This window comes from Alitiscatomonas aceti, assembly GCF_025567195.1.
Lineage (GTDB): Bacteria > Bacillota > Clostridia > Lachnospirales > Lachnospiraceae > Alitiscatomonas > Alitiscatomonas aceti.
In genome coordinates this window covers 33792-47089 of record NZ_JAOQJF010000014.1, presented here as the reverse complement: position 1 = coordinate 47089, position 13298 = coordinate 33792, and the positions used below count along the sequence as shown (strand labels likewise).

Here is a 13298-nt window from a genome sequence, read left to right as displayed (position 1 = left end):
CAGAAAAAGGCGGGGGAATGCTGATTGCAGAGCGATCTATAACTATGCGTGAAAGCCTTCTTTAACGAATAGTTTATAGACTTTCCGCCTTTACTTGGTTTTATGTGACCTCATTTTTTCTTGTACTGGATTTTAGAAAAAGAAATGAATCATAAATATATAATAGATTCCCAGGAGGTGCAATATGCCATTACCAAAACAGTACCATACATCAAAAGACTACTGGAACCTTCCAGAGGGTCAGCGCGCCGAGCTGATAGACGGGACCCTGTATGATATGGCCCCGCCCAGCTATCGGCATCAATTTCTGATCGCTAAGCTGTCTTTCGTGATCCAGGAATATATCTTCTCTCATGCTGGAAACTGCCAGCTGCTTATGGCCCCTTTCGCCGTGAACCTGGATGCCGATGATAAAAATTGGGTGGAACCGGATATCTCCGTAATCTGCGACCGGAACAAGCTCCATGACCATGGCTGTTTCGGTGCTCCTGACTGGATCATTGAAATTGTCTCTCCTTCCAGTCGTCGGATGGATTATTCCACAAAGAACACTCTGTATTCTGAGGCTGGGGTCCAGGAATACTGGATCGTGGATCCAGAGAAGGAACGTACTACCGTATACCGTTACGCCGAAGACGCCGCTCCGATCATCTTCCCGTTCCACAGCCCGGTCAGCGCCGGATTGTATCCGGATTTGGAGATCCTTATCAGCAGCCTTCTGAAAGACATGTAGCTGCATAAAAAAGCCGTCTGCAGTCGCGCTGGAGAAGACCCACAGACCGGTTATCGCTGTCCAATGCTGGAAGAAATAATTTCTGCCCTATATCAGTCACAGACCTCCAGGATAACCTGGAGGTCTGTTCACTTAAACATTTAAGTTTGTTTAATCCAGCAGATTCCTGTAATACGGCCAGTTGGCTGTCATGACGCCTACGGTCACGTTATCTGCGGAGCCAGTCTCATGGATACACTGGATCTGCCCATTGGGCGCCCAGTTTAAAAACATGATCACATGGGGAGTTTTTCCGGTGATGACGATAATATCCCCGGGCTTTAGGTCTGCTCGGTTCACCGGCCGTCCCGTGGACTTAAGCCCCTCGGTCCCCTCATAAGGAAGGCGTTCGCCTGTCACAGACCAGTATACCCAGTTGATCCAGCCGGAGCAGTCGAGCCCCTTCAGGATACGGCCCCTGTGGTCGGGGATCGTAATGGAACCAAAGCTGTTGCCGCTGTAATTTCTGGCGCTGGCCTTGCCGCCCCAGTAATAGGGAACCTTTCCCACAGACTGCAGTGCAAAACGGATGATCTCCTTCCGTTCCTCTGATGTGTCAGACGGAATTTTTTTCATATAGGATTCGATCTCTGTACTGGAAAGCGGGGCTTTGGTGCCTTCCACCGTAACACTGATGTCATAAAGCTCCGTCCAGTCTTGACGGCTGATGTGGTTTACAAAGGCCCGTGCACGGTCATTCCAGCCAGCCCAGGCGCTTCCCTCTTCCACTGTGTTTCCAGCAGGATCTATGGAAAACAGGCTTTCAGCCTCCTCCAGGCTCTGGACTTTGGCAGTGATCCTCAGATCGATGTGTCCGGGGCAGATGAGGGATGTCTGGGAGGATGCGCTCCTGGAGCTTTCTGACGAAACTGCGGCTGTATATATACGGTGATCCCCCTTAAGCATATCTGCTGCTTCCGGATCAAAGACCAGAGCAGCCTGATCCGGCTCCTCTGGCCGGATGATCACAGCATTCCGGCTTTCTGTTGGCTCTGTTGGCTGGGGCTCGGGGGTTGGTGCTTCTGAGGAGACCGGGGATGGGGCCTGTGAAGAGGCAGCCGTCGGACCAGCAGATCCGGACGTCTGGGGCGCAGACGAAGCAGCGCTGGACATTTCCTGGCTTTCCTTAGACTCTCCGGGCCTTACAATGGTAACCTTTGGCTTTGTCTCTTCCATGTATACGCTTTCAGCAGTTTCGGCTAGAGAATCCAGGGGACTGGTGGTGGTCTCCACCTGGACTGTGGTTCCGGCAAAGGCTGGTGTTGTTTTTTCTGTAGAAGAAGCTGCAAGGCTTCCGGAATTTCCTCCTGAAAAAGGGTCCGATACGAGGCCCGAACTGAAGGAATCACCGGAGGCACCGGATATGCTCTCTCCATCTTCACCGGTCCCTTCTGCGGCCTGGCTGGATTCAGCAACGGAAATTTCCGTATTGATACTGCTTTCTCCATTAAAATGATCCTCTCCCTCCAGCTCGGAATCTGTCTCCTCTCCGGAAGGGATCTGGGATGGATCCACACAGCCGCCGCAGAAATATACATCTCCCATGGACGCGCTGTAAGAATGGGAAGCACTCCAAAGCTGGTCTGTGTATTGCCGGATCTGGTCCAGGTCGTGGATCTCATTGTAATAACAGTATACGCTTGCCATGGAAAGGATCTGCTGGGCATTGGATACAGCAGACGTGATATTTCCATCTCCGTCATAAAAGGATACACGGACATTTTTAAAATGCTCCACCGCCCAGGTCGAAGGATCCTCCGGATCCTGTGATAAGGAGGCAGGATTGTGTTTTCCCAGTACCTTGGCCTGGGAACGTCCCAGACGTGAAGCCAGTCTGGAGGGAGCCATATTAGCCATATCATAGATACCCGCGTACCACTGGGAATCCTTCCGGATCAGCTCCTTCATAAGGATTTCCGCATAGCTTTCTTCTGCCCCTTCCTCATACATATGGGCAAAATTGAGCCTGTACGGGGCTGGAGCCGTCTCATCCATGGCGGCAGCCGTTTCTCTGCTCTCTTCTGTCTCCGTTTCTTCCCTGGCCGTGGAAGCCGTTTCCGAAGGACGCTCTGCTTCCGAGGAAGACTTCTCCGCTGCTGCCGGTAATGCCGGCGGGACGTAGGGCATGACGGCCGAAAATGCAATGCATGTACAAAGGAGCATCACGGCCGCAGGACGCATCCCCTTATATAGATTCAGATTTTTTTTCATATCGTAATACCTGCTGTAAAATTCTCGTAGATAGGCGCTGCCGGACGGGCTAAAGACAGCACGATAAGTATATCATACAACCCGTCTGGATTTCTTAAATTCTTTCTTAATTTTTTTGCCTGTCCGCAAAAAAAGCCTCCGCAGCCATCCGGCTTCTGCCGGGACTGGGTAGGCTTTTTTATCTGTCCTTTTACTTTATTTTTGCATATTCCTGCTTGATCCTGGCAAATTCCCGGATGACCTTTATGGCTCCGTCTGCTCCGGTTTTGCTGCTGTTGATGCAAAGGTCATAGCTTTTTGAATCTCCCCAGCGCTTGCTGGAGTAATAATTATAATAGCTGGCCCTCTTCTTATCGGTCTTGATCATAACATCCCTGGCCTGGGCTTCAGAGATCTGATGGCGTTCCATCAGAGTCCGGATCTTTACATCCTCATCCGCGGTAATAAATACAGAGACCACATTGGGGAATTCTGCCAGGGCATAATCGGCGCAGCGGCCGATGATCACGCAGGATTCCTCCGAGGCCAGCTGCTTGATCGTATCGAACTGGGCCAGAAAGATCTTATGGTTGATGGGCATATCCATATAAGCGGAATTTGTATATCCCATGGAGTATGTATCCATCACAAGGGAATATAAAAAGCTGCTGGTGGGTTTTTCATCATGTGTCTCAAACAGTTCTCTGCAGAGTCCGCTCTTTTTCGCCGCCAGGGTAAGAAGCTCCTTGTCGTAGCATTTAACACCCATCTCTTCTGCCAGCTTCTGTCCGATATGTCTGCCTCCGCTTCCGCATTCTCTGCCAATGGTAATAATTAATTTATCACTCATATCCCACAGCTCCTCTCTGCAATTGCAAGTCTATAACATATATTATACAGTGTTTTCGGAATATTGCAAGATATTTTCTAAAAAAATAGAGGGCTTTCCAGGGTAATATCTGCCTCCCTGAAGCCCTCTGCTGCGAAAGACTAATGGGCCTTTCGATTGATAAATTCAGTCCTCGTCTTGGAATAGGTAAATTTCTGGCTGCTGTACAGACCATAATAACCGGAAAGAGCAAAGCTTACAGATACGGCCAGGGCAAAATATTTCATCCCCTCAAACCCAAACAGCTCAAAGCCCATAAATATGGTGGCCACCGGACAGTTGGTCACACCGGCGAACAGGGCCAGCATACCGCAGGCCGCGCACAGGGACGGCTCAAAGCCCAGGAGATTTCCGAAGGCTGCGCCCATGGACGCTCCCACTGCCAGGGTCGGGACGATCTCTCCGCCCTTAAAGCCACCGCCCAGGGCGACTGCAGTAAAAAGCATTTTTAACAGAAAGGCCTCATAGGGAACATTTCCCTCCATGGCGGCCTCCACCAGGTTAAAGCCAGCTCCGCAGTATTCCCGCCCGAATACCAGAGAAAGGCCGATGAACAGGGCGGATGCCGTGAGGATCCGGGCATAGACATTCTGCAGCTTTGCCTTATAAAGCTTCTGGACCTCATGAAGCAGGATGCAGAAGCATACGCTGACAAAGGCGCCCAAAAGAGCCAGGAGCACAATGAGAGCCGCCGGCTTAAGGGAAAATTCCGGTACATGAAGGATGGTAAAGGCTTCTCCATGGAGCCCCAGCCTGGAGGAGATGAAGGAGCCGATAAAGGCGGAAAACACACAGGGAACAAGAGCCGCGTAATACGCAACACCGACGCTGATCACTTCCATCCCAAACATGGAGGCGGCCAGGGGAGTCCCGAAAATAGCTCCGAAGCAGCCGCTCATGCCGCTCATGATGGCAACCTTTTTATCCCGCTCATCCATATGAAAAAGACCGCCCAGGGTATTTCCAATGCATCCCCCGATCTGCAGCGCCGCCCCCTCTTTGCCTGCGGAAGCGCCTGTCAGATGGCTCAGGATGGTGGAAATAAAAATACAGGGCAGCGTGGAAAAACGGATCTGCTCCGTGGAGGAAATAGATTCCAGGATCAGATTGGTCCCCTTATTTCCCACCTGGTCCAGGGCCTTATGCACCAGTACGATGAGGATGCCGGATACAGGCATCAGAAAGAGCATAAATGGATTCTCGCGGAAAAACTGCTGGGAATAAGCAACACCAAACCCGAAGGCTGTTCCCACCAGGCCGCAGACCGTTCCCATCAGGAGGGAAATAAGCGTCCAGCGTACAAAGTAAACGCCGTTCCCTACGATCCCTGGCAGATCTTCTCTTGTATTCATAATCATATCCCCTTTTGCTCCGGCCTGCGGTATCTGGAACAGGCCGGAATTTCATACCAGATCTTCTCCGGCCTACATATAGATCCTGGAGGTCCGCTCCGCAGACGGAGCATATCCAGCGTCCTCCAGGGCCTGGAGGATCTGTTTTTTATGCTCCGTTCCAAAGGTTTCCATGGTGATGGTGAGAAGGACCCCGGCAGAACGGTTTACATTGGCAAATACGTTATGATCCAGCTTGATCACATTTCCCTGGAGCTTTGCGATCAGGGCAGATACGTCGGCCAGCTGGCCCGGCTTATCGGGCAGCATCACAGAAACTGTAAAAATACGGTCCCGCAGGATCAAGCCATTCTGGACCACAGTGGCCATGGTCAGCACATCCATATTGCCGCCGCTTAAAACAGAGACTACCTTCTTTCCCTTGAAATCCAGATGCTTTAAGGCAGCCACCGTTAAAAGTCCGGAATTTTCCACGATCATCTTGTGGTTTTCCGCCATGTCCAGGAAGGACAGGGTCAGCTCAGAGTCCTCAATGGTGATCACCTCATCCACATTGGCCTGGAGATAGGGAAAAAGCTTATCGCCGGGCGTTTGTACTGCCGTACCGTCGGCAATGGTGTTGATGGCCGGAACAGATACCACCTTCCCGGCTTCCAGGGAGGCCTTTAAGCAAGCGGCTCCTGCCGGTTCCACAGCAATGACCTTTACCTTAGGGTTCAGAAGCTTTGCCAGGGTGGAAACTCCTGTGCAGAGCCCTCCGCCGCCCACAGGAACCAGGATATAGTCCACGGTGGGAAGCTCCTTTATGATCTCCATGGCGATGCTTCCCTGGCCTGTGGCGATCTGAAGGTCATTGAAAGGATGAACGAAGGTATAGCCGTGCTCCTCGGCCAGCTCATATGCATGGGCACAGGCCTCGTCAAATACATTCCCGGACAGCACCACATCGGCTCCCAGGCTTTTTGTCCGGTTCACCTTGATCAGAGGGGTCGTCACCGGCATCACCACTGTGGCCTTTACACCTGCCAGCCTGGCCGCATAAGCCACGCCCTGGGCATGGTTTCCCGCAGAGGCAGTGATCAGCCCCTTCTCCTTTTCCTGGTCTGAAAGCTGGCTGATCTTATAGTAAGCGCCCCGGACCTTATAAGCGCCGGTCCGCTGCATGTTTTCCGGCTTAAAATATACCTTGTTTCCAGACAGGCTTGAGAAGTATTCGCTGAAGATCAGCTTCGTTTCCTGGGTCACTTTTTCAACGATCTCCGACGCTTCCTCAAATTTTTCCAGTGTGAGCTCCTTCATTTCCATTGGCTTTATTCTCCTTTATTTCTGGTATCAGACTGAAACAGCGCGTTTACAAAATCCCCCGAGCTGAACTTCTGCAGATCGTCGATCTTCTCTCCGACTCCCACGTATTTCACCGGAATGCCCAGCTCCGACTGGATGGCAACGGCGATGCCGCCCTTGGCAGTTCCGTCCAGCTTGGTCAGGATGATGCCCGTGATGGGGGCGGCCTCCATGAACTGACGCGCCTGTACCAGGGCATTCTGTCCGGTGGTGCCGTCAAGGACCACCAGGGTCTCACGGTATGCCTCCGGATACTCCTTATCAATGATCCGGTTGATCTTTTTCAGCTCTTCCATCAGATTTTTTTTATTGTGGAGACGGCCGGCGGTATCGCAGATCAGAACATCGGCATTCCTGGATTTTGCGGCGGCAATGGCATCATAGATCACGGCTGCCGGGTCCGATCCCTCCTTCTGGGCGATCAGATCCACGCCGGCCCGGTCAGCCCACTCGGAGAGCTGTTCGATGGCAGCGGCCCGGAAGGTATCGGCAGCCGCCAGGATCACCCGCTTTCCGTCGGACTTCAGCTGGTCGGCCAGTTTTCCGATGGAGGTGGTCTTTCCTACACCATTGACGCCGATCACCAGGACCACGGATTTCCTGTGTTCAAATTCATACGCGTTTTCGCCCAGGTCCATTTTTTTCCGGATGCTGTCGATGAGCACCTGGCGGCATTGGGACGGATCCTTGATGTGCTGCTCCTTCACGGCCTTTTTTAATTCCTCCAGCACAGACATGGTGGTCTGGATCCCCATATCTCCCATAATGAGAGTCTCCTCCAGCTCCTCATAAAAGTCCTCGTCTATGGCTGAAAAGCCGGAAAAGATCGAATCCATACCGGAAACGATGTTTTCCCTTGTTTTTGTAAGTCCGGCTACCAGACGGGAAAAAAATCCCTTTTTCTTCTCTTCCATGGATATCCTCCTACTATTTATCTAAATCGTTTTCGATCAGGCTTACAGATACCAGCGTGGAAACGCCTTTTTCCTGCATGGTGATCCCATAAAGCCGGTCTGCGGCCACCATGGTGCCACGCCGGTGGGTGATGACGATGAACTGGGTGTGCTTTGTCAGTTTGTGCAGATATTTTGCGTACCGGTCCACGTTGGAGTCATCCAGGGCCGCCTCGATCTCGTCCAGAAGACAGAACGGGGAAGGCTTCAGGTTCTGGATCGCAAATAAGAGCGCAATGGCTGTCAGAGCCTTTTCTCCTCCGGACATCTGCATCATATTCTGCAGTTTCTTTCCAGGGGGCTGTGAGATGATCTGGATCCCGGCCTCCAGGATGTCCTCGTCCTCCATCAGCTCCAGGGAGCCGTGGCCGCCGCCGAACAGCTCCTTAAATACCCGGTCAAACTCCGCACGGATCAGGGCAAACCGTTCTGTGAACTGGCGCCGCATGCCAGTGTCCAGCTCCTCGATGATCTGGTAAAGGGCCTCCTGGGCAGTGACCAGGTCCTGGTGCTGGGTATTCATAAATTCATACCGTTCAGAAAGCTCCCGGTAATCCTCAATGGCGTTGACGTTGACATTTCCCAGGGCACGGATCCTGTTTTTCCTCTCAGTGATTTGCTGTTTCATCTCTGGTACGGAAACCAGGCTGTCGTCCCTCAGCTCCTGGGCAGCGGTCCGCGTCAGCTCATACTCGCTCCACATATATTCCACGGAGGAGTCCCGTTTTTCTTCCTGCTTTTCTTTCTGTCCCTGCAGGCGGAACAGCTCCTTGTCCAGCCTGGAAAGCCGGTCAGAAAGGGCTTCCCTCCGGGCAAAGAAATCCTTTTGTCCAACGCCCAGGGCTTCCTTTTCCTGTCTGGCCCCTTCGGCTTCCTTCATGAACGTTCCGGCCTCCTCCTGGACCGCACAGATCTGTTGCTTTATGGCTTCGATCTCCAGGAGCCGCTCCTTTACGGCCTGTTCGCTGTCTCCGGAGCCGGAGCCCAGGGCCTTTTGTTCAGCCAGGAGCCTTCCGGTCTCCTCCTCAAGACGGCTGAGGTTCTGGTCCAGGAACGAATCCTGCTGCTTCAGACCAGCGGCCTCCAGCTGGATCTGGGAAAGGGCCCTGGAGGCCTTTTCCCGCTGGTTTCTCGCCGCCTCAAGAAGCATTCCATCGGATGTGATCGCCTCGTTCCTGGCGGTATTTTCTGCCTCCAGCTCCTCCATGGATGCCAGGAGTCCGGCGATATTCCTTCGAATCTCACGCATCTGCTCCTCCAGCTGGCGGTTTTCCAGGTTCATGTCTGCGGAGGATTCTGTCAGCTCCTCCTTCTTCTGGTTCAGCTGCCGCAGGGACAGCTTTGCCGTATTCTGCTCCAGATACCGGGCCTGGAGAGAGGTCCGGACACTGGAAAGGCTGCTGTTCTTTTCCTCCAGAAGGGCTTCCTGGAAGACCAGCTCCTTCTGGATCCGGTCCACGGCCAGGAGAGCCTTTTTACAGGCCTCCTCCATTTCCTCCATCTCTCTTCTCCGTCCCAGAAGATTGCTGGAATTTTTAAAGGCGCCGCCGCTCATGGAGCCGCCGGGACTTAAAAGATCGCCCTCGGGCGTTACCATGCGGATGGAGTGACGGTATTTCCGGGCAATGGCAATGGCATGGTCCATATGGTCCACCACCAGGACCCGCCCCAGGAGATACTGGACCAGTCCCTTATATTCATCCCTTGTTTTCACCAGATCGGCAGCTACGCCGATGGCTCCAGGCTCCTTAAGGGCCTGTGGCTCCGGAAATCCTCCGCGGCTGGAAACGGCGGTCAGGGGAAGGAAGGTGGCCCGTCCGTACCGGTTCTTTTTCAGATGACCGATCAGGATCTTGGCTGTCTCCTCGGAGTCAGTGACCACATTCTGGATGCTTCCTCCCAGGGCCGTTTCAATGGCCGTCTCGTATTCCTTCGGAACGTCCAGAAGGTCTGCCACGACTCCGTGGATCCCCCGGACACGGTCGCGGCATTCCATGACCCTCCGGATGCTGTTTCCATAACCGTCGTACCGCTCCGCCAGGTTCCTTAAGGATTCCAGGCGGGTATAGGAGGTGTGGTATTCCTGCTGGGCGTTGTTGAGATTTTTATTGAGACGGGCAATCTGTCCGGCCGCCTCTCTTGCCTCCCCTTCCAGTATCTCGCCCTCTGTGACCAGGGTCTCGATGGCCTGGTTCACAGAGGCTAAGGCCTTTTCCTGCTCCTGGATCTGACCATCCCAGGCCTCCTCGTCGGTCTTTACCTTTAAGAGCTTCTGGGCCACCTCTGAACGGCGCACCTGGACCTGCTCCAAAAGGGTATCGTACCGCTGCTTCTTTACAGAAAGACCGGAGCGTTCATTGAGCGCTCCGATCAACGCCGCTTTTCCGTCCTCAATGGATCTTTCAAGGCCGGATACATGGGAAGAAGCCTGCTCCAGCTGGTCTTCTCCCTCACGGAGCCGCTTCTCCATGACCTCCACCTGGATCTTAAGCTGCTGCTTTTCTTCCTGATGGCGGCTTCTGTCCCTTTCTTTTTCCTGAAGCTCTGATTCAATGGCAGCGATCCGGCTCCGGATATGCTCGGCGTTCATTTCCTCGGCACGGATCTGTTCATTGAGCACGCTGATCCGGCCCTCCAGGTTCCTGGCGTTCATCCGCGCCTCATTTCCCAGAGCCTGCTTTTCGGTGATGGTCTGGTCCAGGGCCGCGATGTTTTCAGCGATCCGGTCATACTCTTCCTTTAACTGCTCTGATTCCTGCCTGGATTCCTCCATATGGCTGCTTACGATCCGGCTCTTTTCCTCCAGCTCCCGTAAGGTCCGGTCCGTATCCTCCATTTCTGTCAGGAACAGGTTCACATCGAACCGCTTCATCTCCTCCCTGAGCCGGAGGTATTCCCTGGCTGATGCGGCCTGCTTTTCCAGAGGCCCCACCTGCTTTTCCAGTTCTCCCAGGATGTCGGAGACCCGGACCAGGTTCTGCTTTTCGTCCTCTAATTTTTTCTGGGCAATGGCCTTTCTCCGCTTGAACTTTACGATCCCGGCAGCCTCATCAAAAAGCTCCCTCCGTTCCTCCGGCCGGCCGCTTAAGATCTTATCGATCTGGCCCTGGCCGATGATGGAATAACCTTCCTTTCCGATCCCCGTGTCATAAAACAGCTCGTTGATATCCTTTAAGCGGCACGGGCTCCCATTGAGGAGGTACTCGCTCTCTCCAGACCGGTAGATCCGCCGGGAAACAGTGACCTGGTCAAAATCAATGGCCAGTTTGTGATCGGAGTTATCCAGGGTAATGGCCACATAGGCAAAGCCTTGGGGCTTCCTGGTCTCCGTGCCGGAGAAGATCACGTCCTGCATGGAAGCGCTTCTTAACTGCTTGACCTTCTGCTCTCCCAGGACCCAGCGGACTGCATCGGCCACATTGCTCTTTCCGCTGCCGTTGGGTCCCACGATCCCTGTGATGCCGTTATGAAATTCAAATACGATCTTATTGGCAAAGGATTTGAATCCTTGTACTTCTATGGTTTTTAAATACATACTGCACCTTTTCTACTGGTCTGTTTTTTTCAGCTGGCAGATCCCCCGGTAGGCGGCAAGCTGCTCTGCGGCCTTTTTCGTGCGGCCGGCGCCGCGGCCTATCTCGTGGGAACCGATCTTTGCACAGACCTCAAAGGTCTTATTGTGGTCCGGTCCCTCTTCCCTTATAAGCTCATAGGTCAGAGGATCCTTAAAATCCGCCTGTACGATCTCCTGTAAAATAGTTTTGCTATCGTAAAAGAGCTGTTTATGCTCAATATCGTTTAAAATAAAACGATGGATGAACTCTTTTGCGTTAGCAAGACCACCGTCCAGGTAAATGGCTCCGATCACCGCCTCCATGGCGTCGGAAACCACCGAAGGCCGCTTTCTTCCGCCGGTCATGTCCTCGCCCTTTCCAAGGATCAGATAGTCGCCCAGGGAAATGGCTTCGGCGCAGTAAGCCAGAGCCGGTTCGCATACCAGGCTGGCCCGGAGTTTCGTCATCTCGCCCTCCGGCATGTCCGGGTGGTTCAAAAACAGGAATTCGCTGCTGACCACCTCAAGGACCGCGTCTCCCAGAAATTCCAGGCGTTCGTTGCACCTTTTTTTATCCCAGTGGCGCTCATTGGCATAGGAGCTGTGGGTCAGGGCATGGGGAAGAAGGTGCTCGTTTTTAAAGGTATATCCGATGATCTCCTCCAGCATTTTCAATTTTTTATCCAAGAATGTTTCCTCCTTATAATGGAAAATGGAGCTGGAGCAAAAGAGTCGTATCTGAGTGTCCCTTTTGCAGCAGCCCCTGATTTCCGGGATTTCCGGAAAGGTTTAATTTAATGCGTTTTTGATCTGCTCTACGGCGTCGCCTACGCTGACGATCTTTTCAGCAGCCTCTGTGGGGATCTCGATATCGAACTCCTCCTCAATGCCCATGATGATCTGGAATACATCCAGGGAGTCGGCTCCCAGGTCGTCCACGAAGGTGGTGTTCATTGTGATCTCGTCGGCATCAATATTTAACACCTCTGCAATGATCTGCTGTAATTTTTCAAATTCCATAAAAATTTCCATCCTCTCTGTTCTATTATATATTAATTTTAATTTTATGGCTCTTTTATATCCTCTTCCCTCGGGGACAGGCACTGGCCGATCTTTTCGCTGATGGCCTGCTCTTTAAAGGCAATACATTGGATAATGGAGTTCTTCACCTCATTGGCTTTGGAGCTTCCATGGGTCTTCACAACCAGGCCCTTAAGCCCCAGAAGGGGCGCTCCGCCATACTGGGAGGCGTCGAAGCTCTTTAAGGTGGATTTTAAAGCTGGCTTGATGAGAAGGGCGCCGATCTTTGACCGGAGGGAGGACATCATTCCTTTTTTGATCATGGAGATCATGGTGGCTCCCACGCCTTCATAAAGCTTTAAGATCACATTGCCCACAAAGGCCTCGCAGACGATCACATCGGCTCCTCCGTGGGGGATCTCCCGGGCTTCAATGCTTCCGATGAAGTTGATCCCCGGACATTCCTTAAGGAGCGGGAAGGTCTCCTTTACCAGGGCATTTCCCTTTTCCTCCTCTGCTCCGATGTTGACGATGGCCACCCGGGGCCGTTTTACGCCCATGACATGTTCCATATAAATGGAGCCCATCTGGGCAAACTGTACCAGGTGGGACGGTCTGGCGTCCACATTGGCGCCGCAGTCAATGAGAAGGGAAAATCCCTTTTCCGTGGGGATCAGAGGAGCCAGCGGAGGCCGCTCTACGCCTTTGATCCTTCCCACGATCACCTGGCCGCCAACTAAAATGGCTCCGGAGCTTCCGGCGGAAACAAAGCCGTCGGCCTCTCCGCGCTTTACCAGGTTCATTCCCACCACAATGGAAGAATCCTTTTTCTTCCGGATGGCGTTGACCGGGGGTTCTCCGGTCTCAATGACCTCGGAGGCCGGGACGATCTCGATCTGTTCTTTTTTATAAGTATATTTTTCTAGCTCTTTTTTAATGATATCTTCCTGTCCGGTGAGACAGACTGTGATATCCGGCCGTTCAGAGACGGCCTCCACAGCGCCCTTTACAATCTCAGAAGGCGCATTGTCGCCGCCCATGGCGTCTACTGCAATCTTTATCATAGTATTGGCTCCCTGTATAAATCTACCAATAATATACTAGATAGCTTGTATAAAATCAATAGGTTTTTTTGTACAATAGCTCCGCGGTCTATATTTGTGAACATCTTTCCGGCCTGCACAGGCCCAGGATCCCACAATATTCTTGACACTTCCCGCAAGAC

Annotated in this window: 10 protein-coding genes; 1 reads left to right on the top strand and 9 read right to left on the bottom strand. The window is 52.7% G+C overall.

Annotated elements, in window-relative coordinates:
* Positions 1-184 precede the first annotated feature (184 nt).
* Positions 185-733, top strand: coding sequence for a Uma2 family endonuclease (locus OCV69_RS08605; RefSeq protein WP_158358675.1), 549 nt, complete (start codon positions 185-187; stop codon positions 731-733).
* Between the two features lie 150 nt (positions 734-883).
* Here OCV69_RS08605 and OCV69_RS08600 read toward each other — a convergent pair whose 3' ends face one another.
* The 9 genes from OCV69_RS08600 to plsX form a co-directional block, all read right to left on the bottom strand.
* Positions 884-2983, bottom strand: coding sequence for a C40 family peptidase (locus tag OCV69_RS08600; protein ID WP_158358676.1), 2100 nt, complete (start codon positions 2981-2983; stop codon positions 884-886).
* A 190-nt stretch (positions 2984-3173) separates the two neighbouring features.
* A complete protein-coding gene (locus OCV69_RS08595; RefSeq protein WP_158358677.1) occupies positions 3174-3812 on the bottom strand; it encodes a cytidylate kinase-like family protein in 639 nt (212 codons plus the stop codon).
* Positions 3813-3952: 140 nt separating this feature from the next.
* Positions 3953-5203 carry a chloride channel protein gene (locus OCV69_RS08590; protein WP_158358678.1) on the bottom strand — a complete coding sequence of 417 codons (1251 nt, stop codon included), beginning with the start codon at positions 5201-5203 and terminating at the stop codon, positions 3953-3955.
* A gap of 72 nt (positions 5204-5275) precedes the next feature.
* A complete protein-coding gene (ilvA, locus tag OCV69_RS08585; protein ID WP_158358706.1) occupies positions 5276-6502 on the bottom strand; it encodes a threonine ammonia-lyase in 1227 nt (408 codons plus the stop codon).
* Positions 6503-6513: 11 nt separating this feature from the next.
* The gene (ftsY, locus tag OCV69_RS08580) at positions 6514-7461 is read right to left on the bottom strand and encodes a signal recognition particle-docking protein FtsY (RefSeq protein ID WP_022272906.1); all 948 of its coding nucleotides are present in this window, start codon (positions 7459-7461) and stop codon (positions 6514-6516) included.
* A 13-nt stretch (positions 7462-7474) separates the two neighbouring features.
* Positions 7475-11035, bottom strand: coding sequence for a chromosome segregation protein SMC (gene smc, locus OCV69_RS08575; protein WP_158358679.1), 3561 nt, complete (start codon positions 11033-11035; stop codon positions 7475-7477).
* Between the two features lie 12 nt (positions 11036-11047).
* Complete coding sequence (gene rnc, locus OCV69_RS08570; protein ID WP_416782516.1) at positions 11048-11722, bottom strand: ribonuclease III; 675 nt, start codon at positions 11720-11722, stop codon at positions 11048-11050.
* Positions 11723-11842: 120 nt separating this feature from the next.
* Positions 11843-12073, bottom strand: a complete 231-nt coding sequence (gene acpP / locus OCV69_RS08565; RefSeq protein WP_022272903.1) for an acyl carrier protein — start codon at positions 12071-12073, stop codon at positions 11843-11845.
* 44 nt (positions 12074-12117) lie between these two features.
* Positions 12118-13137 (bottom strand): phosphate acyltransferase PlsX, encoded by a 1020-nt coding sequence (gene plsX / locus OCV69_RS08560; RefSeq protein WP_022272902.1) that lies wholly within the window; start codon positions 13135-13137, stop codon positions 12118-12120.
* Between the last annotated feature and the right edge of the window lie 161 nt (positions 13138-13298).